This is a genomic window from Pseudomonas sp. LBUM1640, assembly GCF_059716225.1.
Map to the genome: position 1 here is coordinate 831,689 of NZ_CP166816.1, position 25,552 is coordinate 857,240.

At 60.1% G+C, this 25,552-nt stretch carries 21 protein-coding genes, 1 tRNA gene and 3 pseudogenes; 13 read left to right on the forward strand and 12 right to left on the reverse strand.

The features are described from left to right. The first annotated feature begins 14 nt into the window (after positions 1-14). From ACA065_RS03570 to ACA065_RS03580, 3 genes are read left to right on the forward strand one after another with little or no spacing between them, the layout of a single operon-like run. On the forward strand, positions 15-1,235 hold the full coding sequence (locus ACA065_RS03570; protein WP_497693343.1) for a TolC family protein: 1,221 nt from the start codon (positions 15-17) through the stop codon (positions 1,233-1,235). An 18-nt stretch (positions 1,236-1,253) separates the two neighbouring features. Further along, positions 1,254-2,363 (forward strand): efflux RND transporter periplasmic adaptor subunit, encoded by a 1,110-nt coding sequence (locus tag ACA065_RS03575; RefSeq protein WP_497693344.1) that lies wholly within the window; start codon positions 1,254-1,256, stop codon positions 2,361-2,363. Between the two features lie 18 nt (positions 2,364-2,381). Beyond that, a complete protein-coding gene (locus ACA065_RS03580) occupies positions 2,382-5,516 on the forward strand; it encodes a CusA/CzcA family heavy metal efflux RND transporter (RefSeq protein WP_497693345.1) in 3,135 nt (1,044 codons plus the stop codon). A 176-nt stretch (positions 5,517-5,692) separates the two neighbouring features. On the opposite strand, the gene ACA065_RS03585 is transcribed toward ACA065_RS03580, so the two are convergent. The 3 genes from ACA065_RS03585 to ACA065_RS03595 all read right to left on the reverse strand — a co-directional run bounded on the left by ACA065_RS03585 (position 5,693) and on the right by ACA065_RS03595 (position 9,436). Then, on the reverse strand, positions 5,693-7,087 hold the full coding sequence (locus ACA065_RS03585; RefSeq protein ID WP_497693346.1) for a heavy metal sensor histidine kinase: 1,395 nt from the start codon (positions 7,085-7,087) through the stop codon (positions 5,693-5,695). Beyond that, a complete protein-coding gene (locus tag ACA065_RS03590) occupies positions 7,084-7,758 on the reverse strand; it encodes a heavy metal response regulator transcription factor (protein WP_497693347.1) in 675 nt (224 codons plus the stop codon). The genes ACA065_RS03585 and ACA065_RS03590 overlap by 4 nt, the downstream gene beginning before the upstream one ends. A 358-nt stretch (positions 7,759-8,116) precedes the next feature. Then, positions 8,117-9,436 carry an OprD family porin gene (locus tag ACA065_RS03595; protein WP_497693348.1) on the reverse strand — a complete coding sequence of 440 codons (1,320 nt, stop codon included), beginning with the start codon at positions 9,434-9,436 and terminating at the stop codon, positions 8,117-8,119. A gap of 226 nt (positions 9,437-9,662) precedes the next feature. Between ACA065_RS03595 and ACA065_RS03600 the strand changes: the two genes are divergently transcribed. The 4 genes and pseudogenes from ACA065_RS03600 (at position 9,663) to ACA065_RS03615 (ending at position 12,053) form a co-directional block, all read left to right on the forward strand. Beyond that, positions 9,663-9,995: a DUF2790 domain-containing protein gene (locus ACA065_RS03600; protein ID WP_497693349.1), complete on the forward strand. Its 333-nt coding sequence runs from the start codon at positions 9,663-9,665 to the stop codon at positions 9,993-9,995. A gap of 195 nt (positions 9,996-10,190) precedes the next feature. Continuing rightward, positions 10,191-10,877: pseudogene (locus ACA065_RS03605) on the forward strand (PAS domain-containing protein); the annotation flags it as partial. Positions 10,878-10,985: 108 nt separating this feature from the next. Continuing rightward, positions 10,986-11,417 (forward strand): annotated as a pseudogene (locus tag ACA065_RS03610) (methyl-accepting chemotaxis protein); the annotation flags it as partial. 60 nt (positions 11,418-11,477) lie between these two features. Continuing rightward, positions 11,478-12,053: a flavin reductase family protein gene (locus ACA065_RS03615; protein ID WP_497693350.1), complete on the forward strand. Its 576-nt coding sequence runs from the start codon at positions 11,478-11,480 to the stop codon at positions 12,051-12,053. A 27-nt stretch (positions 12,054-12,080) separates the two neighbouring features. Here ACA065_RS03615 and ACA065_RS03620 read toward each other — a convergent pair. After that, positions 12,081-12,239 (reverse strand): annotated as a pseudogene (locus tag ACA065_RS03620) (LysR family transcriptional regulator); the annotation flags it as partial. A 220-nt stretch (positions 12,240-12,459) separates the two neighbouring features. Beyond that, positions 12,460-13,269: an AraC family transcriptional regulator gene (locus tag ACA065_RS03625; RefSeq protein ID WP_497693351.1), complete on the reverse strand. Its 810-nt coding sequence runs from the start codon at positions 13,267-13,269 to the stop codon at positions 12,460-12,462. A 194-nt stretch (positions 13,270-13,463) separates the two neighbouring features. Between ACA065_RS03625 and ACA065_RS03630 the strand changes: the two genes are divergently transcribed. From ACA065_RS03630 to ddlA, 4 genes are read left to right on the forward strand one after another with little or no spacing between them, the layout of a single operon-like run. Beyond that, the gene (locus ACA065_RS03630; protein ID WP_497693352.1) at positions 13,464-14,027 is read left to right on the forward strand and encodes a DUF2975 domain-containing protein; all 564 of its coding nucleotides are present in this window, start codon (positions 13,464-13,466) and stop codon (positions 14,025-14,027) included. A gap of 7 nt (positions 14,028-14,034) precedes the next feature. Further along, entirely contained in the window at positions 14,035-14,253 is a 219-nt protein-coding gene (locus ACA065_RS03635; RefSeq protein WP_497693353.1) for a helix-turn-helix domain-containing protein, read from the forward strand. A gap of 30 nt (positions 14,254-14,283) precedes the next feature. Then, positions 14,284-14,922: a LysE family transporter gene (locus ACA065_RS03640; RefSeq protein ID WP_497693354.1), complete on the forward strand. Its 639-nt coding sequence runs from the start codon at positions 14,284-14,286 to the stop codon at positions 14,920-14,922. A 44-nt stretch (positions 14,923-14,966) separates the two neighbouring features. After that, the gene (gene ddlA / locus ACA065_RS03645) at positions 14,967-16,061 is read left to right on the forward strand and encodes a D-alanine--D-alanine ligase (protein ID WP_497693355.1); all 1,095 of its coding nucleotides are present in this window, start codon (positions 14,967-14,969) and stop codon (positions 16,059-16,061) included. Positions 16,062-16,114: 53 nt separating this feature from the next. Here ddlA and pgeF read toward each other — a convergent pair whose 3' ends face one another. The 7 genes from pgeF to ACA065_RS03680 all read right to left on the reverse strand — a co-directional run bounded on the left by pgeF (position 16,115) and on the right by ACA065_RS03680 (position 22,107). Beyond that, positions 16,115-16,837, reverse strand: coding sequence for a peptidoglycan editing factor PgeF (pgeF, locus tag ACA065_RS03650; RefSeq protein WP_497693356.1), 723 nt, complete (start codon positions 16,835-16,837; stop codon positions 16,115-16,117). A gap of 23 nt (positions 16,838-16,860) precedes the next feature. Continuing rightward, on the reverse strand, positions 16,861-18,690 hold the full coding sequence (gene ggt, locus ACA065_RS03655; protein WP_497693357.1) for a gamma-glutamyltransferase: 1,830 nt from the start codon (positions 18,688-18,690) through the stop codon (positions 16,861-16,863). 36 nt (positions 18,691-18,726) lie between these two features. Continuing rightward, positions 18,727-19,506 (reverse strand): PhzF family phenazine biosynthesis protein, encoded by a 780-nt coding sequence (locus ACA065_RS03660; protein WP_497693358.1) that lies wholly within the window; start codon positions 19,504-19,506, stop codon positions 18,727-18,729. Positions 19,507-19,607: 101 nt separating this feature from the next. Further along, positions 19,608-20,441: an EamA family transporter gene (locus ACA065_RS03665; protein WP_497693359.1), complete on the reverse strand. Its 834-nt coding sequence runs from the start codon at positions 20,439-20,441 to the stop codon at positions 19,608-19,610. Next, complete coding sequence (locus ACA065_RS03670) at positions 20,438-21,004, reverse strand: GNAT family N-acetyltransferase (protein WP_497693360.1); 567 nt, start codon at positions 21,002-21,004, stop codon at positions 20,438-20,440. The genes ACA065_RS03665 and ACA065_RS03670 overlap by 4 nt, the downstream gene beginning before the upstream one ends. 95 nt (positions 21,005-21,099) lie before the next feature. Beyond that, a tRNA-Met gene (locus ACA065_RS03675) sits at positions 21,100-21,176 on the reverse strand. Between the two features lie 379 nt (positions 21,177-21,555). Continuing rightward, positions 21,556-22,107 carry an RNA polymerase sigma factor gene (locus ACA065_RS03680; RefSeq protein WP_497693361.1) on the reverse strand — a complete coding sequence of 184 codons (552 nt, stop codon included), beginning with the start codon at positions 22,105-22,107 and terminating at the stop codon, positions 21,556-21,558. A 262-nt stretch (positions 22,108-22,369) separates the two neighbouring features. On the opposite strand from ACA065_RS03680, the gene ACA065_RS03685 reads away from it, so the two are divergent. Together ACA065_RS03685 and sctV are read left to right on the forward strand one after the other, a co-directional pair. Next, complete coding sequence (locus ACA065_RS03685) at positions 22,370-23,425, forward strand: TyeA family type III secretion system gatekeeper subunit (RefSeq protein WP_497693362.1); 1,056 nt, start codon at positions 22,370-22,372, stop codon at positions 23,423-23,425. Continuing rightward, positions 23,422-25,515 (forward strand): type III secretion system export apparatus subunit SctV, encoded by a 2,094-nt coding sequence (gene sctV / locus ACA065_RS03690; protein WP_497693363.1) that lies wholly within the window; start codon positions 23,422-23,424, stop codon positions 25,513-25,515. Before ACA065_RS03685 ends, sctV begins: the two co-directional genes overlap by 4 nt. The last annotated feature ends 37 nt before the right edge of the window (positions 25,516-25,552 follow it).

Sequence of the window (25,552 nt, forward strand, 5' to 3'; positions counted from 1 at the left end):
GTGGAACTCTCGTTATGGCACTTTCCGTTAGAACATTTTTTGGGGCGGCAGCGTTTTGGTTGGCGGCAAGTGCTGCCCAGGCGCAAACCCTCACTCTCGATGCAGCCCTGCAAGCCGCCTTCGCCAACAACCCCGACCTGGCCGCCGCGCAATGGGAAATCGACATCGCCCAAGGCGGTCGCCAACAGGCTGGCTTGATCCCCAACCCAGTGGCTTCCTGGGATGCCGAAGACACACGCCGCAACACGCGCACCACCACCGTTAAACTCAGCCAGACCCTGGAACTGGGCGGCAAGCGCGGCGCGCGCATCGACGTGGCCACACGCGCCCAGGACGCCGCCGCGCTGACCCTGGAGCAACGTCGCAACGGCCTGCGCGCCGATGTGATCGACAGCTACTACGGCGCCCTGCGTGGCCAGGAGCGCCTCGATCTGGCGCAACGCTCAATGGCCTTGGCCGAGCGCGGCCTGGTGGTCGCCAATGGCCGCGTCAAGGCGGGTAAATCATCGCCGGTGGAAGCCACTCGCGCACAGGTGCAGTTATCCGAGATCCGTCTGGAGTTGAACCGCGCGCAGGTCGGCCTCAGCGATGCCTATCGGCGCCTTGCCGCCAGTACCGGCAGCGCTACACCCGACTTTCAGGCCGTCGCCACGCAAAGCCAATCCGCACCGCCGTTACCGGCCTCTGCGCAATTGCTGGCGCGGCTTGAACAAACCACCGAACTGCGCTTGGCCGAGATGCAGATTATCCAGAGCGAAGCCAACGTGGGCCTGGAAAAAGCCCAGCGCATTCCCGACCTCGATGTGTCCATCGGCAGCCAGTACGACGCCAGCGTGCGTGAGCGCGTAAACCTGGTGGGCGTGTCGATGCCGATCCCGCTGTTCAACCGCAACCAGGGCAATGTGCTCGCCGCCAGCCGCCGCGCCGATCAAGCCCGCGACCTGCGTAACGCCGTTGAGCTGCGCCTGCGCACCGAAACGCGCCAGGCCCTGGACCTGTGGCAAACCGCCAACACCGAGGTGAGCACCTTCAACCAGCAGATCCTGCCCGCCGCCCAAAGCGCGGTGGACAGCGCCACGCGTGGCTTCGAGATGGGCAAGTTCAACTTCCTCGACGTGCTCGACGCCCAGCGCACCTTGATTGCAGCGCGCACCCAATACCTCACGGCCACCGCCCAGGCGACCGACGCCTGGGTGCGCATCGAACGGATTTACGGCGACCTCGCCCGGTTTTGATTTTTTCTGGAGTCTTTTATGAAGCATAAACACGGTGTGGCGCTTGCCGTCGCCCTGGGCCTGATGCTGTCTGGTTTTGCACATGCCGACGAGGAAGAAGAAGGCAAACTCGAACTCACCGAGCAGCAGATCCAGGCCGCCGGTATTCAGCTCGCCAAGGCCCAACCGCGCTCAATCAGCACGCTGCTGACGCTGCCGGGGGAGGTGCGTTTCGACGAGGACCGTACCTCGCACATCGTCCCGCGTGCGGCCGGCGTGGTGGAGGCGGTCAAGGTCAATCTCGGCCAGTCGGTGAAAAAAGGCGAGCTGCTAGCCGTGATCGCCAGCCAGCAGATTTCCGACCAACGCAGTGAGCTGGCGGCCAGCGAACGCCGCGTTGAACTGGCGCGCACCACCTTCCAGCGCGAGCGCCAACTGTGGAAGGACGAGATCTCTGCCGAGCAGGATTACCTGCTGGCGCGCCAGACCTTGCAAGAGGCAGAAATTGCCCTGAACAACGCCCGTCAGAAGATGACCGCACTCAGCGGCAGCGCGGTCTTGGTCGGCGGTAATCGCTATGAACTGCGCGCGCCATTCGCAGGTGTCGTGGTGGAAAAACACCTGGGTGTCGGTGAAGTGGTCGGCGAAACCAGCAACGCGTTCACGCTCTCGGACTTATCCCAGGTGTGGGTCACCTTCGGCGTGTTTCCCAAGGACTTGAACAAGGTGCGTGTCGGTAAACCGGTGAAGGTCAGCTCAACGGAAATGGGCACCGAAGTGCTCGGCACTGTGGCCTATGTCGGTAACCTGCTCGGCGAGCAGACGCGTACCGCCACCGTGCGCGTGACCGTGCCCAACCCCGACGACGCCTGGCGCCCAGGGCTGTTTGTCACCGTGCAATTGGCCACCGACACCTACCAGGCCAAGGTCACCGTCCCGCAAACCGCGATCCAGACCGTCGAGGACAAACCCTCGGTGTTCGTGCGCACGCCGGACGGGTTCATCACCCGCCATCTTGAGCTGGGCGTGAGTGAAAACGGCTACGTCGAAGTGCGCAAAGGCCTCGACGCCGGGGAGCAAGTGGCGACCGAAGGCAGCTTCATCCTCAAGTCCGAACTGGGTAAAGGCTCGGCCGAGCACGCCCATTGATCCTGCGAGTGATTCCCCATGTTTGAGCGCCTTATCCAATTCGCCATCGAGCAGCGCATCATCGTGCTGCTGGCGGTGCTGTTGATGGCCGGTGTCGGCATTGCCAGCTATCAGAAGTTGCCCATCGACGCGGTGCCTGACATCACCAACGTGCAGGTGCAGATCAACTCGGCGGCGGCCGGGTTTTCGCCGCTGGAAACTGAACAGCGCATTACCTTTCCCATAGAAACGGCCATGGCCGGGCTGCCGGGTTTGCAGCAGACACGGTCGTTGTCGCGCTCCGGCCTGTCCCAGGTCACGGTCATCTTCAAAGACGGCACCGACCTGTTCTTCGCCCGCCAATTGGTCAACGAGCGCCTGCAAGTCGCCCGTGAACAATTGCCCTCCGGGATCGAAACCGCGATGGGGCCGATTTCTACCGGCCTGGGGGAAATTTTCCTATGGACTGTCGAAGCTGAAGACGGCGCACTCAAGGAAGACGGCACGCCCTACACACCGACCGACCTGCGCGTAATCCAGGACTGGATCATCAAACCGCAACTGCGCAACGTGCCGGGCGTGGCGGAGATCAACACCATCGGCGGTTTCGCCAAGGAATACCAGATCGCCCCGGACCCAAAACGGCTGGCGGCCTACAACCTGACGTTGACCGATTTGGTCACGGCGCTTGAGCGCAACAACGCCAACGTCGGCGCCGGTTACATCGAGCGCAGTGGCGAGCAACTGTTGATTCGCGCACCGGGGCAAGTGGCGTCGATTGATGACATCGCCAACATCGTCATCACCACCTCTGGCGGCACACCCATTCGCGTGCGCAATGTGGCGCAGGTCGAAATCGGCCGTGAGCTGCGTACCGGTGCAGCCACCGAAAATGGCCGTGAAGTGGTGCTGGGCACGGTGTTTATGTTGATTGGTGAGAACAGCCGCACCGTGTCCCAGGCGGTGGCGAAAAAACTCGAAGAGATCAACCGTTCACTGCCTGAGGGCGTGGTGGCTGTCACCGTCTACGACCGCACCAACCTGGTGGAAAAAGCCATCGCCACCGTGAAGAAAAACCTCTTCGAAGGTGCGCTGCTGGTGGTCGCGGTGCTGTTCCTGTTCCTGGGCAATATTCGCGCGGCGTTGATCACCGCGATGGTGATTCCCCTGGCCATGTTGTTCACCTTTACGGGGATGTTCACCAACAAAGTCAGCGCCAACCTGATGAGCCTTGGCGCGTTGGACTTCGGCATTATTGTCGACGGCGCGGTGGTGATCGTTGAAAACGCCATCCGCCGCCTGGCCCATGCGCAACAGCGCCATGGGCGCTTGCTGACCCGCGGCGAGCGCCTGCACGAAGTGTTCGCCGCCGCCAAAGAAGCGCGGCGCGCGTTGATCTACGGGCAACTGATCATCATGGTCGTTTACCTGCCGATCTTCGCCCTCACCGGTGTGGCCGGGAAGATGTTCCATCCCATGGCATTCACCGTGGTAATCGCCTTGCTCGGCGCGATGATTCTGTCGGTGACGTTCGTGCCGGCCGCGATTGCGCTGTTCGTCACCGGCAAGGTCAAGGAGGAAGAAAACCTGGTGATGCGCACCGCCCGTCGGGCCTATGCGCCGGTGCTGGATTGGGTGATGGCGCGCCGCCCGCTGGTGTTTGGCTTGGCGGTGTTGACCATCGTCGCCTCGGGCGTGGTGGCCAGCCGTATGGGCAGTGAGTTTATCCCCAGCCTCAGCGAAGGCGACTTTGCCCAACAAGCCTTGCGCGTGCCGGGCACCAGCCTGACGCAATCGGTGCAGATGCAGCAGCAGCTGGAAAAAACCTTGATGGCGCAGGTGCCGGAAATCGAGCGGGTCTTCGCGCGTACCGGCACCGCGGAAATCGCTTCCGACCCGATGCCGCCGAATATTTCCGACAGCTATGTGATGCTCAAACCCCAAGACCAATGGCCGGATCCGAAGAAGTCCCGCGAGGCGCTGATCGAAGACATCCAGCGCGCCAGTGCGATTGTGCCGGGCAGTGCGTATGAACTGTCGCAACCGATCCAACTACGGTTTAACGAGCTGATTTCCGGGGTGCGCAGCGATGTGGCGGTGAAGGTGTTTGGCGACGACATGGCGGTGCTCAACAAGACCGCCGCGGAAATCGCCGAGACCCTGCAAAAGCTTGAGGGCGCCTCGGAAGTGAAGGTGGAGCAGACCTCCGGGCTGCCGGTGCTGACCATCAATATCGACCGCGACAAGGCCGCGCGTTTCGGCCTGAATGTGGGCGATGTGCAAGACACCATTGCCGTCGCTGTCGGTGGGCGCCAGGCCGGTACGTTGTACGAAGGTGACCGGCGCTTTGACATGGTCGTGCGTTTGTCTGACGCGCTGCGCACTGATATCGACGGGCTGTCGCGGTTGTTGATTCCGGTGCCGGCGCTGGCCAGTAGCGCGTCGGGGCAGTTGGGCTTTATCGCTTTGTCCCAGGTTGCCAGCCTGGACCTGGTGCTCGGCCCGAATCAGATCAGCCGCGAAAACGGCAAGCGCTTGGTGATCGTCAGCGCCAACGTGCGTGGGCGTGATATCGGTTCGTTTGTAGAGGAAGCGGAGACGGCCATTAGCACCCAAGTGAAGGTGCCGGCGGGTTACTGGACCACGTGGGGCGGGCAGTTCGAACAGTTGAAGGAAGCCTCCGAGCGTTTGCGCATTGTGGTGCCGGTGGCGTTGCTGCTGGTGTTCGGGTTGCTGTTCATGATGTTCAACAACCTCAAGGATGGCTTGCTGGTGTTTACCGGGATTCCATTCGCGTTGACCGGTGGGATCATGGCGTTGTGGCTGCGCGATATTCCGCTGTCGATCTCGGCGGGTGTGGGGTTTATTGCGCTATCTGGCGTGGCGGTGCTGAACGGGCTGGTGATGATCGCCTTCATCCGCAACCTGCGTGAGGAAGGGCGTTCATTATCGGTGGCGATCAACGAAGGGGCACTCACGCGTTTGCGGCCGGTGTTGATGACTGCGCTGGTGGCGTCCCTGGGGTTTATCCCGATGGCCTTGGCCACCGGCACCGGCGCCGAGGTGCAGCGCCCGTTGGCGACGGTGGTGATCGGCGGGATTATTTCTTCTACGTTGCTGACCTTGCTGGTGCTGCCGGCGTTGTATCAGTGGGCGCATCGCAAGGAGGAATGACGCGGGTGGGTTACTGAGGTCACCCAAGATCAACTGTGGGAGTTGTCGAGCTTTAGCGAGGCTGCGAAAGCGGTGGTTCAGGCAATCTATCTATTGGCTGTGCCGCCGTCTTCGCGGCCTCGCTAAAGCTCGACGGCTCCCACATTGAACTGCTTGGGTTTGAAGTCCGCGCACCCTTATCCAGGCAGCACTTTAGGAAACACCAGGCGAAACAATGTAAACCCACCGGGCAGGCTGCGCACGTCAGTCTGCCCCTGGTGCAGGGTCATGATCGACCGCACGATGGCCAGCCCCAGGCCGGTGCCGCCCTCGGTGCGGGCGCGGCTGCTGTCGACACGGTAGAAACGTTCGAACAGGTGCGGCAGGTGTTGCGCTTCGATCCCCTGGCCTGGGTTGCTGACGGACAGCGAAACGTTGTTGCCGTAAGTTTCCACCAGCAGCGAGATATGCGAGCCCGCAGGGCTATGGCGGATCGCGTTGGACAGCAGGTTCGAGAGCGCGCGTTGAATCATCAGGCGATCGCCGTGTACGTGGGCATCGCCACTGAGGGTCAGGGTCAGTTGTTTGTCTTCGGCACTCAGGGCGAACAAGTCCATCACCCGGTTGGCTTCCGCCATCAGCGACACGGCGGTGAACGAAGCCCGTGCTGCCGGGTGGCTGACTTGGGCCAGAAACAGCATGTCGGAGACGATGCGCGCCAGGCGCTCCAGCTCTTCGGTGTTGGATTCCAGCACCGCTTTATATTCCTCTGGCGGGCGTTGGCGCGACAGCGTCACTTGGGCCTTGCCCATCAGGTTGGTCAACGGCGCACGGAGTTCGTGGGCGAGGTCATCGGAGAATTGCGACAGCTGCTGAACGCCCGCATCCAGGCGGTTGAGCATCACGTTGAAGGCGTGCGCCAACTCGCCCAGTTCGTGGGGCAGGTTGTCGACGGACAAGCGATGGGTCAGATCCTGTGTGGTGACTTTGGCCGCCACATGGCTGAACTGCTTCAACGGCGCCAGCCCGCGCTGCACCAGCCACCAGGCACCCATGCCGATCAATATCAAGAGCAGGGGCAACGCGATGACGGTGGCGCGCAGGTAAGCACTGAGCAGTGCCTGGTCGTCCATGCGGTCCAGGGACAGCAGCACGCGAACGCGCTCGCCGCTGGCCAGGCGCATCAGGCTGGAGGCGCTGAGCACTTGGTTGCGATTGCTGTCGGCCCAGTTGAGGTAACCGAGGGTTTCGCGCGGCGTGAAGTTTGTCAGCAACGGTTCCTGTGGTTTGGCCCCGGCACTCAGTAACACGCTCTCATCGGGGGCGGTGCCGACGATGGTCAGGTAGAAGTTGTCATGGCCGATCACCAGGTCCATCAGCGAGTGCGGGCGGGCGCGGATGCCGCTGGCGTCCAGGCCTTGTGACAGGCTGTGCTGGATCTGTTCCATCTTGCTTTCCAGGCCTTTGCGCGCGAGTTTTTCCAGCTCGTGGGTCAGCGCCAGGTAGGCCAGGGTGGCCAGCAACAGCACCAGGCCTGCGCCCATCAGGCTGACCGTCAGCCCCAGGCGCATCGACAAACTGCTGGCTTTCATTGCCGCGCCTCCAGCACATAACCCACACCGCGAATGGTGTGGATCAGCTTGACCTCACTCTGGTCATCCACCTTGGCGCGCAGGCGGCTGATGGAGACTTCCACCACGTTGGTGTCGCAGTCGAAGTTCATGTCCCACACCAGCGAAATAATCTGCGTGCGCGTCAGCACTTCACCGGTCTGGCGCATCAGCACCTGTAACAGGGCAAATTCCTTGGTGGTCAGGTCGATACGCCGGGTGCCGCGGTACGCGCGATGGCGGCGCGGGTCCAGTTCCAAGTCCTGCACGCGGAACACGTCGGGCTGTGGGATATGTTCGCTACGGCGCAACAGCGTGCGCACCCGCGCGAGCAACTCGGGAAATTCGAAGGGTTTGACCAGGTAATCATCGGCGCCCATGTCCAGGCCCTTGATCTTGTCGGCCAGCCGGCCACGGGCGGTCAGCATCATCACGCGTTGGGTGCCATTGCGGCGCAATTGCTCCAGCACTTCCCAGCCATCCTTGCCCGGCAGGTTGACGTCGAGGATGACCAGCTCATAGGCGTGCTGCCCTGCCAGGTGCAGGCCGTCGATGCCGTTGGACGCACAGTCGACCACATAGCCACTTTCATTCAGGCCTTGCTGCAGGTAGTCGGCGGTTTTTTGCTCGTCCTCAACTACAAGGATACGCATGGGGTTTACCTTTTACGGGTGAGAGAAGGGCTCCATTTCCTTATGGAATTAGGTGTCTTGGGAGTAGGAGAAGTCTGAAGTGTGAAGTAGCTTCAGGGTCAACTGCGACCATCGGTCGCGACTAAGCCGCCGCGCAAAAAAAACGCCCCAGCGGGGCGTTAAAAAATCATCTCTTTCCAAAGGAGCTACGAAAAAGCTTCAGAGATGAATAGTGCTCGGTGCAGCTAAGTTGAAGCGGAGTATAGGAAGCTCAACTTAACGGGAAGCTGAGGCTAATGTTACAGTTTTGATAGTTATCAATTTGTGAGCAAATGTTAGTTAAGCGCGAACGAATGTAAGCGTCCCCATTAATGATTACTCAGAGTGCCACCAGTGGGTATTCGGCAATCAAGCGAACTTCCTCCAGGTCCGATTCGAAAGCACTGGAACGAACGGTGGCCTGGCGCAAGCGCAACGATAAATCCTTCAAGCTGCCACTTTGCACCACGTACTTGGCCTCGACGTTACGTTCCCAGCGGCGCTGGTCAGTCAGCGGGTTACCCGCCGAATCGCGGCGCATGTACACCGAATTGGCGTTGCTGTAGTCGGCGCCGCTACCTTTTGCGTAACGGGTCATGAATGACAGGCCGGGAACGCCAAAGGCCTGCATGTCCAAGTCGTAGCGCGCCATCCACGAGCGCTCCTTGGGCGAGTTGAAGTCGCTGTACTGGATCGAGTTGTTGAGGAAAATCGAATCCGATTGGCGCAGGTAATCGAAATCGTCGTCGCCGTTATTGCGCTGGTGCGACACGGCCAGGCTGTGGGCGCCGACCTTGACCCCAAGCCTGGCGCTCCAGATGTTGTTGTCGAATTTACCCAGCAGCTTTTTGCCTTCGTCCACCGCTTTGTAATAGTTGAAGTCGCCGAACAACGACACGTCGTCGTTCAGCGGGTAGGTGGCGGCGCTGCCGAAGTAATATTGGTCCCAGGCATCCTTCAGGCGGCTGCTGTACAGGCTGACACTCAGGTGTTTATTAACGGTGTAGTCACCGCCGAAATAGCCGGCCCAAGGCGCATCGACCTTGCCCGCATAGAAGGTCGCGAAGCCTTTGTTCATGCCGCTTTCACTGGGTTGGCTCATACCGCTCAGGCGCCCGCCTTGCAGGCTCAGGCCCTCAAGGCTGGTGTTTTGCGCGGTGACGCCGCGAAAGCTTTCCGGTAACAAGCGCGAATCGCCGGCGGCCACCACCGGTGTGGCGGGGAATACGTCGCCGGCCTTGATGACTGTGTCCAGCACGCGCAATTTCGCGGCACCGCCGAATTTGCTGTAGCTGCTTTCCGGGTGATTATTGCTGTCCACCGGCAGTACGCCAAACGAGCCCTTGCCGCCGCTGCGGCCGGTGCCCGAATCGAGTTTCAGGCCGTACATGGCAAACGCATCCAGGCCAAACCCGACGGTGCCTTGGGTAAAGCCGGATTCGAATTTGCCGATCAAGCCCTGCGCCCAGGCTTCGGAATAGCCATTGCCGGTGGGGCTGGACTGGCCTTTGCGGTCGTCGCGGTTGAAGTAAAAATTGCGCGCCAGCACGTTCACGCTGCTGCCTTCGATAAAACCCTCAGGCTTGTCTTCCACGGCGACGGCTGCCAGTGGCAGTGCGGCAATCAATGAAAAGGGAAGGGTGTAGTAAGCAATGTTCATGTTTCGCTCCTGGGTATTGGCAGTTTTCAGCTTCTTATAGGGTTGGGCGTTTTTATTGATCTGGCCCGGGCTGATAGTTGCAAACGGCGGATAACGCTTAGGTGGCGCGAACATTACAATTCTGGAAACTCGTGGCCACCTAACAGATAAGTAATGTTTTAGTGAACATTGCGACAGGGTCGATTGATTAGTCTCGTCACTGAACTTTTCAACCGAGGAACCTGTAATGAACGTTTATAAAATTGGCTTGGGTGTATTAACGGCAATCTTGTCATTCGGCGCGTTGGCCGAAGGCGGCGGTGATCGCACCTTTGCCCTGATGATGGAACGCAATGAGAAAGCCATGGCGGCCTACGCCGAAAGAAAGGGCAAGCCGGTGCCCGAGGTTCAGGCCTATCGCTACGGCATGACGCTGGACATTGCCAAGGTGGTCAACGTCACGCCGCCGATCCGCTCGTGCGATCCGGTCCCGTCACGCATGACCTATGAAGATTCCAGCGGCAAGCTCAATACCCTTGAATATCAAGTGATGGGCGTGTGCCGGAATAACGGTGGTTAATGGATCCAAAAAAAGAGTGTGAGTGGCGCAAAGAAAGCGCTTCAGAAAACGCCGGAAGCGCCGATGCAGGTCAGAACAGCCTCCCCAAATGACCATCGGTGCCCCATGTTCAACACGCGTTTGAAGCAGGAGCTGTCAGCTCTTCGTGAAGAGTTGTCCAGCTTGCAACAGGTCAAGGAGAGCCTGGAAAGCGAAATGCTGTGCCTGACGCTGGACGCTGAAGGCCGGGTGGAGTGGGCAAATGCCAACTTCCTGCAAGAACTGGCTTACCAGAGCGCCAACATTCTGGGGCGTCACATTGATGAGCTGGTGCCGGCACACCTGCGCCAGGACGAATTCCAAATGCGCTTCAAGAATGCCCTGGTGCGCGGCGAACACTTTGCCGGCACCGTGCGTCTGATGCGTGGCAACGGCAAGGAAGCGTGGTTGCGCTCGATCCTGCAACCGGTGCGCAGTTCGGACGGGCGTATCCTGCGGTTCTCGATTTTCTCCAGTGACCTCACCCGCACCATCGAGGCGTCGCGCGAGCATGAAAACCTGATCACCGCGCTGGTGCGCTCCACGGCAGTGATCGAGTTTGACCTCGGCGGGCATGTGCTGACTGCCAATGACCGATTCCTCGGCGGCATGGGCTACAGCCTGGCGCAGATCCAGGGCAAACATCACCGCATGTTCTGCGAGCCGGAGGAATACAACAGCGCCGAATACCAGCACTTCTGGAAACGTTTGAATGCCGGTGAGTTCGTTGCGGCGCGCTTCAAACGGGTCGACAGCCATGGTCGTTTGGTGTGGCTGGAGGCGACCTACAACCCAGTGATGGATACCAACGATCGTCTGTACAAAGTGGTCAAGTTCGCCACGGTGATTACCGACCAGGTCAACCGGGAACAGGCGGTGGCGGAGGCTGCCAACATCGCTTACAGCACCTCACTGCAAACCGACAACAGTGCCCAGCGCGGCACCACGGTGGTGACTCAGGCGGTAGACGTGATGCGTGATCTGGCCAAGCACATGCAGCAGGCCGGTGACGGTATCGAGGCGCTGAACGCCCAGTCTCTGGTGATCGGCACCATCGTCAAAACCATCAGCGGCATCGCCGAACAGACTAACTTGCTGGCGCTCAACGCGGCCATCGAAGCGGCGCGTGCTGGTGAGCAGGGTCGTGGCTTTGCAGTGGTGGCCGATGAGGTGCGTCAGTTGGCGTCACGTACCAGCAAGGCCACCGAGGAAATCGTCGGTGTGGTGCGTCAGAACCAGGACATGGCCCGTGATGCGGTGAGCTTGATGACCGAAGGCCGCCTGCAGGCCGAGCAAGGTCTGGCGTTGGCGGCCGAGGCGGGCACGGTGATCGTGGAAATCCAGGACGGCGCACAAAAAGTGGTCAGCGCGGTCGGGCAGTTTGCCAATCAGCTGTCGAGCTGACCCGCAGGGCGGGTGCTTGAGGTATCGTAGGTTTTTTCTTGCTTGAAGAGCCGACCCTCCATGAGCCCGACCCACCGTCGCCCCGTTCCGTTGTCCAAGGCCTACCGTTTACTCAACCACGGGCCGACCGTGTTGGTGAGCGCGGCCCACGACGGCAAGCGCACTATCATGGCCGCTGCCTGGGCCATGCCGCTGGATTTCGAACCGCCAAAAGTCGCCGTGGTGCTGGACAAGGCCACCTGGACCCGCCAGCTGCTGGAAGGCGCCGGCACCTTCGTGCTGCAGGTGCCTTGCGTGGCCCAGGCCGATTTGGTGCAGACGGTCGGCAACATCAGCGGTGCAGACACCGACAAGTTCGCCACCTACGGTTTGCAGACATTCAACGGTGAACACACCGAAGCGCCGTTGCTGGAAGGTTGCGTGGCGTGGCTGGAGTGCCGCCTGCTGCCCGAGCCCCACAACCAGCAGACCTACGATTTGTTCCTCGGCGAAGTCGTTGCGGCCTATGCCGACGAACGTGTGTTCAGCGAAGGGCATTGGCACTTTGAAGGCCATGATGAGTTGCGCACCTTGCACCATGTGGCGGGTGGGAATTTCCTGACCATTGGCGAGCCGGTTGTTGGGCGTCAGCTGTAAGCCTTACCCGCGTGCGTTTGCCAGCGCTTCGGCAAACGTATTGCCGGGACGGCGGATAGACCCGCGGCCCGTCGGGCGTAAGCTCACGCTGCGGGTGTTGCGTTGCAACAGGCGCACACCCCGTTCGTTTTCCAGTCGCGAGATTGCGCGCGATAGCCCGCATTGCGTCAGCCCCAAGTCATCGGCCACCAGCCAGCAGATCGGCGGGGCGTTGGGCTTGGCAGTGTTGGCACTGCGCCCCAAGCAAAATGGGCTCAAGCCGAATTCGATACTGGAAACAACATAGGGTCAATGTGGGAGCGGGCTTGCTCGCGAAAGCGCAGTGCCAGTCGACAGATAAGTGACTGATCCAACGCCTTCGCGAGCAAGCCCGCTCCCACATTTTGATCGCATTCACATCAGGTAGTCAGCGACCGAGCATCTTCACCCAGCGCGACGGCGGCATGCCGTAGGTGCTGCGAAATTGCCGGGTCATGTGGCTCTGGTCGGTGAAGCCGGCTGTCAGCGCCGCGTCCACCAACGATTGGCCTTGGGCGAGCAGGCTGCGCACTAAATCCAGGCGACGCATGGTCAGGTAGCGGTAGGGGCTGGTGCCGAACAACAACCGAAAATCCCGCGACAACGCCCAGCGATCGCGGCCGCAGTGGTCGGCCATTTCATCCAGGGTGATGCTTCGGCCCAACGCGCTGTGGATAAATTCACGGGCGCGCTCGGCGGCGACGTAATCGAAGGATTTACGGCTGATGATCACCCCCGATGCAGCACTCAGCGCTTGCGCCAGGTCGTACATCGCGTCCTGTTCCTGCATCGGATCAATCGGGCAGTCCAGGCTTTGCAGCAACACTTCGCTGGCGCGGAACAGCCGTGGGTCAGTCGACAGGCCGTTGTGGATAAACGGCAACGGCCTGCCGCCGAGAATCTGCTGGATCAGCGCCGGCTCCACATAAATCATGCGGTACTTGAAGCCTTCCACGCTGCTGGCGCGCCCGTCATGGGATTCATCGGGGTGAATCACCATGGTCGTGCCGGGCAGGCTGTGGGTCATGCAGCCGCGGTAGTGATAACTCTGCACGCCAAACAGCGTGCGCCCGATGGCGTAGGTGTCGTGGCGGTGCGGGTCGAACGCGAAGCCGGCAAAGTACGCCTCGATACGGTCCAGGCCGCTGGCGTGCGGGGCGCGGTGCAGCCAATCGAGGGTGGAAGTGGGTTGGCCCATGGTGACTGGTCACAAGTAGTGGTGGAAACACGTTAACCCAGTCTGGCGGGGGTTGTCTGCCGAGGTCTTGTACGATTGTGCACGCGTTGAATGAGGGTGACCTCAAGTTAAATATCAATCAGCATTAAAAAATGATTGTTTTACGATAATTTATCTATTATTTTTGCATCCTCATTCACTCACTGAGGTTGCTTATGAACACTCAACGTTTGGCCCAACTCAGCCAGCGCATGTCGCTGCTCACGCTGTTGCTGATTGTCGTTATGCTGGTGCTCAATACCGCTGTATGGCTGTTTCCGGTGCTGGGTTCTTCTGCCGATGGCCTAGGGTTTGGCTTTGCCTTGAGTGACCGTCTGATCGAGGCGCACGCCGCTAAAGTTGCGCTGTTCCCTTGGTGGCAGACAGCGGGTGGCATTGTACTTTCCAGTATCCCACTGATGGCGTTGGCGTTCGGCTTGAACCATCTGCGTCAATTGTTCCGCAACTACGCCCGTGGAGAGTATTTTTCCAGTGCCGCGGCGCAGCACCTGGGCAAAGTTGGGCGAGCCGTTGCGTTATGGGTGCTGCTGGACTTTTTATGCGAGCCGTTGCTCAGTGTCTGGGTCACGATGAATGAGCCGGTCGGCCAGCGACTGATTACTTTAAGTGTCACCGCGCCAAGCTTCGTCGCGCTGTTTCTCGCTGCCTGTATCGCGGTAATCGCGCGTATCCTGTGGCAGGCCAGTGAAGTGGATTCTGAAAACCGCACTTTTGTTTGAGATCGAAATGCCCATTGTGATTGAACTGGACGTTATGCTTGCCCGGCGCAAGGTCAAATCCAAAGACCTGGCGGCCGCCATCGGGATTACCGAACAGAACCTGTCGTTGCTCAAACAAGGCAAGGTCAAGGGCATACGGCTGGGTACGCTGGATGCCATCTGTACTTACCTGGACTGCCAGCCCGGCGACCTGTTGGTGCACACGCCTGAGCCTGCAACCGAATAGGTTTAACTACTTAAGAAGAGGGATCGCCCCATGCTGTTCGCCGACCTGCCGTATGCCGCGCCTTTACTGTCGCTGGGGCTGCTTTGGACTGTCGCGGTGGTGACACCGGGGCCGAACTTCTTCAACACCGCCCAACTGGCGGCGAGTTGTTCGCGTCGTCATGGCGTGGTGGCGTCCGCCGGGGTGGCCACGGGCACGGTGATATGGGGGCTGGCAGGCGGCTTGGGCATCAAGTCGCTGTTCACTGCGGCGCCCATGCTCTACCTGGCCTTCAAGATTATTGGCGGCTGTTACCTGATCTACCTGGGGCTGAAGCTGTTCAAACGTTCGGCCCCAACTGTTGATCAGGCGACGTTGCCTGACGAACCCCGGCGTTCGCTGTTCTCCGCCTGGCGCTTCGGTTTGCTGGGCAATTTGTCCAACCCCAAGGCCGCCCTGTTCGTCGCCACGGCCTTCGCTTCGACCATGCCGCCGTCACCGTCGCCGACGTTGTTGGCCCTGGCGGTCATCACCATGGCCACCTTGTCGTTCAGCTGGTACACCAGCGTTGCCTTGGTGTTTTCCAGCGAGCGTATGGCCAACCTCTATAGCCGTTCACGCAAGTGGCTCGACCGGTTTGCCGGTGGCTGCTACCTGTTGTTTGGCGCACATCTGGTGGCGAATCGCTGACCGCTCATGGTAAGAAGCCTTACTTTCAACAGTGAGGCCGAGTCATGAGCAAGGTGCGGGTGGGTATTATTTTTGGTGGCCGTTCGGCCGAACACGAAGTCTCACTGCAATCGGCGCGCAATATCGTCGATGCACTGGACCGTTCGCGCTTCGAACCCATTCTGATCGGCATCGACAAGGCCGGCCATTGGCACCTCAACGACACCTCGAACTTCCTGATCAACCAGGAAAACCCGGCGCTGATCGCGCTCAATCAGTCCAACCGCGAATTGGCGGTGGTGCCGGGCAAGGCCAGCCAGCAAGTGGTAGAAACCTCTGGGCAGGGTCTGCTGGAACACATCGATGTGATTTTCCCCATCGTCCACGGCACCCTCGGTGAAGACGGTTGCCTGCAGGGTCTGCTGCGCATGGCCGACTTGCCTTTCGTCGGCTCTGACGTACTCGGCTCGGCCGTGTGCATGGACAAAGACATCAGCAAACGCCTGCTGCGCGATGCGGGTATTGCCGTCACCCCGTTCATCACCCTGACCCGTCGCAACGCCGCACGTATGTCCTTTGAAGCCGCAGTGAACACGCTCGGTTTGCCGATGTTCGTCAAACCCGCCAACCAGGGTTCCTCGGTGGGCGTGAGCAAAGTTGGCAACGAAGCCCAATACCATGCCGCCGTTGAACTGGCGTTGGGTTTTGATGAAAAGGTAGTGGTGGAATCCGCCGTGCAGGGGCGCGAAATTGAATGCGCCGTGCTGGGCAACGACAACCCCATTGCCAGCGGTTGCGGCGAGATCGTCGTCAGTAACGGCTTCTATTCCTACGACAGCAAGTACATCGACGGCCAGGCTGCCCAAGTGGTGGTGCCGGCTGATATCAGCGTCCAGGCCAGTGAGCGTATTCGCCACCTCGCCATCCAAGCGTTCGAGGTATTGGGCTGTGCCGGGTTGGCACGTGTCGACGTGTTCCTCACCGACGACGGTGAAGTGCTGATCAATGAAATCAACTCACTGCCCGGCTTCACCCGCATCAGCATGTACCCCAAGCTGTGGCAGGCGGCGGGGATGAGCTACAGCGAGTTGGTGAGCCGGTTGATTGAGCTGGCGCTGGAGCGGCATGCGGGGCGTAAGGGGTTGAAGATAAGCCGCTGATTGTTGTGGCGCTCGCCACAACACGCTCCCTCGCCACAAGGGCAGTGTGTTTCTTAGGGTTTTCGTGCAATCCACGAATAGATCAACGTCTTCACCTCCTCAGGGTGATGAGTCCTCCTGCGGTAGCTGGCGAAGGTCGGTGATGTGCAATAAGTGCACACCTCACTCACCTCGATCTGTTCAGGCTTTACCCCTGCGGCTTGCAACAGCATCACCCCGTAACCACTCAAATCAAACCACGCGCTTGCCGATTGCCTGGCGTGGGGCGGTGCAATCTGCGCTGGCAGGCGTGGCGACGGCTGCTCGAAGCTCCACGGCGCCTGACCGTCATGCCACAGGTGGCCTTGGTCTGCCTGAAACTGCGCAATAAACGCCTCGCTCACCTCATAGCAGCACGGCTTGATCGACGGCCCGATAGCCACCAGCAGCTGGTCAACGGCAATTCCCTCGGCGGCGAATTGCTGCACGGCATTGGCGATGATCCCGCTTTGCAATCCCTTCCAGCCGCCATGCACGGCGACAACCCTTTCGCCGCTTTTGGAGGCGATAAGAATGGGCAGGCAATCGGCAGTAATCACCGCAATCGGCTGATGCTCGCGCGTGAACACGCCATCGGCCTCAACCGTGTTTGCCACCTGATCCGCCTGCCATTCAATCACCGACGCACTGTGCACCTGCTTGCAGATGAACACCTCGTCCGGGCGCAATGGGTCATTGATCGAACAAAAACCGTGGTCGACGCCGGGGAGGGCGCCGAGATTATTTGCCTTTTGCATGGGGTTCTCTGCGCTCAATAAAGTCAATCGCCGACCGCTTCGCCTTCACGGCGAGGGTCGGCGCCACCGCTCAGCGACACCTTGCCCTTTGCATCGCGTGTGCGAACAATGGCCTGGATGCCGCTGGTCATATCGATCTCGCTCAACGCGTGGCCCTTGTCCTTCAGCGCCTGTTTCAAACCGGAGCTGAACAAGCCTGCTTCCAGTTCGGTAGCGCCATTGCGGCTACCGAAGTTGGGCAGGCTGATGGCCGCTTGCGGGTCAAGCTTCCAATCGAGCATTGCCACCAGGGATTTGCTCACGTATTCGATGATCTGCGAACCGCCCGGCGAGCCCACCGTGGCCAGCAACTCGCCGCTCTTGCGATCGAATACCAGCGTTGGCGCCATGGCCGAGCGTGGGCGTTTGCCGGGCTCGACGCGGTTGGCTACCGGCTGGCCGTTTTCTTCGGGGATGAACGAGAAGTCAGTCATCTGGTTGTTCAGCAAAAAGCCCTGGACCATCACATGCGAGCCGAACGCCGCTTCTACCGTGGTGGTCATCGACACGGCGCCGCCCACGTCATCCACCGCCACCACTTGCGAGGTGGAAATCCGCAACGGCGAGCGGTCCGGCGCGTACGCCACCTGGATGCCCGCAGGCGTGCCCGGCTTGGCGATGCCCATGCTGCGCTCGCCGATCAGTGTGGCGCGCTTGGCCAGGTAGTCCGGGGCGACAAGGCCTGCGGTCGGCACCGGCACGAAGTCGGCGTCGGCCACGTACAGCCCGCGGTCGGCGAAGGCCAGGCGACCCGCTTCGGCGAGCAGGTGCACGGCGTCAGGTGTGGGCTCAAGGCCGGCAGGCGATGCGCTTTTAACCGGTGTCATCGGTGCGATAGCCAGGCGCGGGTCGCGGGTTTCGAGGGCCTGCAACGTGCCCAGGATCTGCGCGACAGCAATCCCGCCCGACGACGGTGGTGGCATGCCGCACACCTGATATTGCTTATAGTCGGTGCACAGCGGCGTGCGTTCCTTGGCGGTGTAGCCCTTGAGGTCGGCCTGCGACAGGCTGCCCGCATTGCGGTTGCCCTGGACCTTGCGCGCGATCTCATCGGCAATCGGCCCTTGGTACAACGCGTCCGGTCCTTCCTTGGCGATGCGCTTGAACACAGCGGCCAGCGCCGGGTTTTTCAACAGGGTGCCGGTGGCTTTAGGCGTGCCATCGGCATTCAGAAAATAGGCTGCCATGTCGGGTGATTGTGGGATGTAACGGTCGGCTGCGATCAGCGCGTGCAGGCGCGGGGAAATCGCAAAGCCTTGCTCCGACAAATGAATCGCCGGTTCAAACAGCTTGGCCCATTGCAGGTGGCCGGTCTTCTTGTGTGCCATTTCCAGCGCACGTAAGACGCCTGGCGTGCCGACCGAGCGCCCGCCAATCTGCGCCTCGGGAAACGCCATCGGCGTGCCATCCGCTTTAAGGAACAAGCGCTCAGTCGCACCGGCGGGTGCCGTTTCGCGGCCGTCATACGCGTGCACGTTTTTGCCATCCCACAGCATGATGAACGCACCGCCGCCGATACCGGAAGACTGCGGCTCCACCAGGGTCAGCACGGCCTGCATGGCAATCGCCGCGTCAATGGCCGAACCGCCCTGGCGCAGCATCTCGCGCCCGGCTTCGGCGGCCAGCGGGTTGGCGGCAGCGGCCATATGGCGCTCGGCGTGGCGGGTGGTGAGGTCGGTGCGATAACCCGAACCCAACTCCGGCGCTGGCGGTTGTTCAGTGATAGGGGCGTGACAGCCGGCCAGGGCCAGGGCTGCAGCAATTACTGACAGTTGACGGCGGGAAATCGAAAACACGCGCTGAACTCCGTTCATTTTGAGAATGATCTGTTGTCCTTGGGGTACTGCTTTTTACAGGTAAATAACACCTTGCAGGTAGAGCACTGCATGGCCCGAAATGATCACGCGGTCGCCCTTGAGCTCGCAACGCAGTTGCCCACGGCGCTTGCCGCCCTGTTCAGCGGTCAATAACGGCTTGCCCAAACGCTCGGCCCAGAACGGTGCCAGCGAAGTGTGGGCGGAGCCGGTGACCGGGTCTTCATTGACGCCCACGTTGGGGCCGAACCATCGCGAAACAAAATCAAACCGCGTGCTTTTGGCCGTCACCGCAATCCCGCGTTTGGGCAGGCCCTTGAGGCGCGCGAAGTCCGGTGTCAGGGCGGCGATTTGAGCTTCGTCGTCGACCAGCACGATGTAGTCATCGGTGGCAAACACCTCGGCGTGTTCAATCCCCAATGCGCTCAACAGGCCGCTTGGCGGTTCGCAGCGCTGGGGTTGCTTGGCCGGAAAATCCATCGCCAGTTCGTCGCCATTGCGTGTCACGCGAAGCTCGCCGCTGCGGGTGGCAAAACGCAACACTTCAGGCGCATCCGCCAGTGGGTGAATCAACACCCACGCCGCTGCCAGCGTGGCATGGCCACACAGGTCCACTTCGACTTCCGGTGTGAACCAGCGCAACTCATAGACATCGCCACGGGGCACGAAGTAGGCGGTTTCGGAAAGGTTGTTTTCAGCGGCGATATTTTGCAGTTGCTCGTCGGGCAGCCATTCGGTCAGTGGGCAGACGGCAGCCGGGTTGCCACCGAAAGGGTGTTGGCTGAAAGCATCGACTTGGTAAATGTCCAATTTCATCCGGGGCGCTCCGTGTAGGGGAGGCTGGACACTAACAGTGGCTCAGGAAGGCGTCAAAATACAGATACGCAGTTTTTTTGCGCGCAAGCACAATGGGCAGCTCAGCTCAGGCGCAGCAGCATCGCCCCGGCGGCAATGACACATGCGGCAATGATACGTACACGCGTGAGGTGTTCTTTCAGCACCCATGCCGAGATCACTACGCCGAACAGAATCGAAGTTTCCCGCAAGGCTGAAACCGTGGCGATGGGGGCTGCGGTCATGGCCCAAAGCGCCAGGCCATAAGATGCAATCGTACCCGCGCCGCCGACGATGCCCAGGTGCCAGTTACGGGTTACGTAGGCGCAGAACACCCGGCGCCGGTTCGCGAGTGCCCACGTGGCCAGCGGGAGGCCGGTCAACAGGAAGATCCACAGTGTGTAGGCCACCGGCGCGCCGGACTTGCGCACACCCAAGCCATCGATAAGGGTATAGCTGGCGATCACCCCCGCGTTGATCAATGCCAGAACCAAGCCTTTTCTCGGCCCTGTAGAAGGCGCCATGGCCATGCTCAAGATACCGAGAGAGATCACTGCAATGCCCAGCCATGCGAACGCCGACAACGACTCGGACAACATAAATACACTCACCGTCGCCACCAGCAGCGGCGCAGTACCGCGCATGATCGGGTAGGTCTGGCTCATGTCGGCAATGCGGTAAGTCGAGGCAACCAGCACGAAATACAGCACTTGGAGAATCACCGACGCGCCGATGAACGGCCAGCTCTGTTGCGCCGGCAGCGCCAGGAACGGGAGGGTAGCCAACGCAATCAACGAGGCGACGGAGGCGATCATGCAGGTGGTCAACAGCGTGTCGACGCCGCCTTTGACCACGGCATTCCAAGTGGCGTGGAGCGCGGCGCCGAGCAGGATGATGGCGAATACGCTGAGGCTCATGAAGCGTGGTCTGCGCGGTTAATCAGCGACGTCAGCACATGGTCCGCCCACACGCCATTAATCTTGAGATAGGCCCGCGCTTCACCCTCACGCTCAAACCCCAGCCGTTTCAGCAGACGTGCGCTGCGTTCATTTTCGGGGCGGTAGTTGGCCATGATTCGGTGCAGTTTCATGGCTTCGAACACATAGTCAATCGCGGCTTTCAGCGCTTCGTGCATCAGCCCCAGGCCCTGAACCGATTCGTCGAGCGCGTAGCCCAGGTGGCACGCTTGGAATGCACCGCGCACGATGTTGGTGAAGTTGCAGGCGCCGATGATATGGCCGTCGCGCAGTATCAGCAGATGCAGCGCTTCGCCGCTGGCGGTTTTCTCGGCCATGGTTTCGAGGCGTTGGGTGATGGCGTCGAGTTCGAAGAAGTCATCGTCGCGCGCCGGCTCCCAGGGCTTGAGGAATACGCGGTTTCGCAGCAGGTACGTTTGCAGGGCGCGAGCGCGAGACGGGTGGGCGGCTTGCAGCGTTAGCCGTTCGGTGGTGATGCCGTGGGTGGGGAAGTGAGTGTTCACCTATCGCCTCCGTGTGGTTGGGGGCGAGTATGCCTCAGGGCTTTTCTTCAGGCATAAAAAAACGGCCTACCTTTCGGTAAGCCGTTTTTAGTACTTGGTGGCTACACAGGGACTTGAACCCCGGACCCCAGCATTATGAATGCTATGCTCTAACCAACTGAGCTATGTAGCCAAGTGGCGCGCATTATTCGCGTAGAACGGGAATGCGTCAAGCGTTTATTTTTAATTTTTATCTACGCTTTCAACTGTTTAACCGAAAATAGCGCGTCGGGCGACGAGTGGCTCAAGGATTTCTCCTGCTCAGGGCGCCACGACAATCCCCTCTGGGAGCTGGCTTGCCTGCGATGACGGCGGCACGTTCAACCTCATCATCGGTTGACCCACTGCAATCGCAGGCAAGCCAGCGCCCACAGGAGACTGGTGTTAAGCGTTATGACGTGTACGGGGCAGAGTATCGATCCAGCGGTCGGCGATCTCGCTGCCGCGTATGAAACGGGAGGATTCGGTTGGGCAGATATCCCTGCCGCCCAACGATTACCCTCTAGAGGGCCTTACGGTTGCGACGGGCTGTGCGTGACACGCTTGAGGTGTTCACGCGCGCGCGACAAGCGTGAGCGAACGGTGCCGATCGGGATGTCCAACACGTCGGCCGTGTCCTGGTAGCTGCCGTCGGTCTCCAGCGAGGCGTACAGCGTCTTGCGCATTTCTGTCGGCAGGTGGTCGATGGCCGTCAGGGTTTTTTCCAGTCGGCGGTTGATCTCGAACTCCCAATCCAGGTTGTTGTTTTCCTCTTGGCCATGCCACAGCGATTCATCGAATTCGCAATGCACCGGCTTGGCATAGAGGCGACGGAAATGGTTGCGGACCAGGTTCTGCGCAATGCCGCACATCCAAGTGCTGAGGCTTGCCTGACCACTGAAGCGCTCCCTGTTGCGCCAAGCTTCCAGGTACGTCAGTTGCAGAATGTCGTCCGCATCTTCGGGGTTGAGCACGCGTTTGTGAATGAAGCGCCGAAGTTTCTTTTGTTGATCGTCCGTCAGGTGATGCATGAATTGAGGCGAGCTGCCAACAAGGTGCGCTAAAGCTTCAATAGGGATATTCATGATTTTTTCCTCGGGGTAGACGCTATCGAAATGGTTTCGATGCGAACCCCTTTTGCACTGGCTGTGCCAAAGGAAAAAATCTCCCAACATTATGATTTATATAGATAAATATATTGAAATGAAGAGTTTTTGCGCAGTAATTTGCAAATGGCGCCGATAGTTTGTGCCGGTCTTTTCAATAGTGTCGAAAGTCGAGTTTTGATGGAACCGTATCGGCAGGCCTCGCCACATAGGGACACACTCTTCCCTTCTTGGCATGCTTATGAAAGTCGAATCCCCTAAAGATGCGCCCTCTACCCCGCGCCTGGATCAACCCGCCGCTGCGCCTGTCTCGCCGCCCGCCCCAGCGAAAGTCGATGAGCTTATTTCGTTCTTCGACCAGGAAGTGACTGCCAGCAATCGGGCCTCGCGGTTGATGCCTATACACGTTCCGCCCGCCGAGCAGCTTGCTCAGCTTTATGATCAATTGGGCCATCCGGCCCAGGAATCCTTGGCGGCTATTTCTCGTCGGTTCAGGCACCAATTGCAGCACCATCCCAGTGTCGACAAGCTGCTGGAGCTTGCTGAGGGGGACCCCGCTCGTGCGTTCGTGGTGCTCAAGCATCTGGAGGCCCAGGCGAACAATGAAGTACGCCCCTCCGAAGCTACCTTGGCGAGGGATGCGGTTGCCCTGCTGACGGTCAGCTTCAAAGGGGAAATCCACGCGGGTCTTAAAATTGCCACGGCGTTGACGCAGGCCGGTGGTGATCCGCAGGAGCGCCAAGCGCTGCGGGCGCTCTACTACTCAAGCGTGGCCACCCGCCAGTCCTTGGTGACGATGATGCAGGCCCTGCTGGGTGTATACGGTGGCGATACGTTTTCCGCCAGGCTCAGTAGCATGCGTAAAGCCTTGGCTGACGACATTGCGGTCCTGGTGTCGGCAATGACCACGCCACGGTTGCGCACCTTGTTGCTGGCCCTGCAGAGCTGTGGGAAGTTGGGCTCCGTGTTGACCGATTGCCAGGCGTTGATCCAGCGCCTGGGCATAAGCTATGACTCCGTGAGCCTTTTGCAGCGCATGCTGGGGTATGCCGGCAGCGGTATCGATGCGGGTGAAATCCTGCGACTTGGGCATGACCTGGGCAGTGGCCTGACCACTCGGCAAGTGGTACTCCTCAACGCGCTTTACCCGATGATTCGGGAGTTGCCGTTGGCCTTGTGGCCCGACAGTAGGGTACGCCAGGAGGCCCTGAGCAGCTTTTTGGCGGTGATGGGCGAACTCGACCGCGTCGAGCGTGGCCCCCTGAAGTTTGCCGGTGACCTGGGGACGCTGGCGTGACTGCACTGTCGGCCATCAACAACGTCTTGCTCAAAGTGGCACAGCGTGCCGAAGTGCTGGGCGCGGTGGTGGTCCTGGGCATCGTGTTTATCTTCATCGTCCCGCTGCCCACCTGGCTGGTGGACATACTGATTGCGGTCAACATCTGCATATCGTGCCTGTTGATCGTGCTGGCGCTTTATTTGCCAGGGCCTTTGGCGTTTTCATCGTTTCCATCGATTTTGCTGCTGACCACCATGTTTCGTCTGGCGCTGTCGATCGCCACTACGCGGCTGATCCTGTTGGAACAGGACGCTGGTGACATCGTAGAGGCGTTCGGCAATTTCGTGGTGGGTGGCAACCTGGCGGTGGGGATGGTGATCTTTATGATCCTGACCCTGGTCAACTTCCTGGTGATCACCAAAGGCTCGGAACGGGTCGCCGAGGTCGCGGCGCGGTTCAGCCTGGACGCGATGCCGGGCAAACAGATGTCCATCGACAGTGACCTGCGTGCCGGCCTGATCGATGGTATGCAGGCGCGGGACAAGCGCGAGCAATTGTCTCGCGAGAGCCAGTTGTTCGGCGCCATGGACGGGGCCATGAAGTTCGTCAAGGGCGACGCCGTCGCCGGGTTGATTATCGTCGTGGTCAACCTGTTGGGTGGTTTCACCACGGGCATGTTTCAACATGATTTGAGCGCTGCCGAGTCGATACAACTGTATTCGGTTCTGACCATCGGCGATGGCCTGATTGCGCAGATTCCTGCGCTGCTGATCTCCCTGACTGCCGGCATGATCATCACCCGTGTGGCGCCGGATGGGCGCAGGGGTATCACTAACATGGGCGCGGAAATCGCCCGGCAAATGACCAGTGAGCCCAAGAGTTGGATGATTGCATCGGTAGGGATGCTCGCGTTTGCAGCAGTGCCTGGCATGCCCACTTTGGTTTTTATTCTGCTCTCGGCGGTAACCGGCTCCCTGGGTTATTACTTGATGCGCCAACGTCAGCGAGCGGAAAAGCCCGCTGATGAGGCTGCCGAAGCTGTCCGGCCCGAAGAGAACGGGGAAGAGGACTTGCGCGGGTTCGATCCATCGCGGCCTTACCTGTTGCAGTTTCCCCCGGCCTTGCGCGGGACACCTGAGGTTACGGATCTTATTCACGGAATCCGCCAGGCACGAAATTCGCTCGTCGCCAATATCGGCCTGACATTGCCGCCGTTCGAAGTCGAACTCGATGATTCACTGGCCGCCGATGAAATGCGTTTTTGCGTGCATGAAGTACCGATGGTCAAGGCATCGGTTGTCCCCTACCTGGCCGTCGAGCGTAAAGCGCTGACGGTTGAGCCTGAGCACGCAATACCGGGGCTGGCCGAACGTGATGAACAGGACTGGCTCTGGCTGGCACCTGACGATCCTCTGCTTGATGACCCGCAGCTGGAGCGCTTTACCGCCACGAGCCTGATCATCGATCGTATGAGGCAGGCGATGATGCTCAGCGGCCCGCAGTTCCTGGGCATTCAGGAAAGCAAGGCGATCCTCGGTTGGCTTGAGCATAACCAGTCGGAACTGGTGCAGGAGCTGCAACGCATCATGCCGCTCTCGCGGTTTTCAGCGGTGTTGCAACGCTTGGCCAGTGAAGGTGTACCGCTGCGCGCCGTGCGGCTGATTGTGGAGTCGCTGATCGAGTACGGCCAGCACGAGCGTGAACCCGATGCCCTCGCCGACTATGCACGCATTGCCCTCAAGGCGCAGATCTTCCACCAGTACAGCGAGGACGATGGCCTGCATGCCTGGTTGCTGTCGCCCCATACCGAGAACATCTTGCGCGAAGCGTTGCGCCAGACCCAGACCGGGGTGTTTTTTGCACTGGATAACGAAAGCAGCGCCGCATTGATCAACCTCCTCAACCAGGCCTTCACCCTACGTGCCAAGAGCAAGAGCGTGATGTTGGTGGCGCAGGACCTGCGCAGCCCTTTGCGCACCTTGCTGCTGGAAGAGTTCAACCACGTGCCGGTGCTGTCCTTTGCGGAGTTGGGAAGCACGTCCAAGGTGAAAGTATTGGGGCGCTTCGATCTTGGTCAAGATGAGCTGATGCGTGGTGCGGCGGCATGATTTTTCAATGCGGTTCAGCGCGCGAGAGGGCTCGATA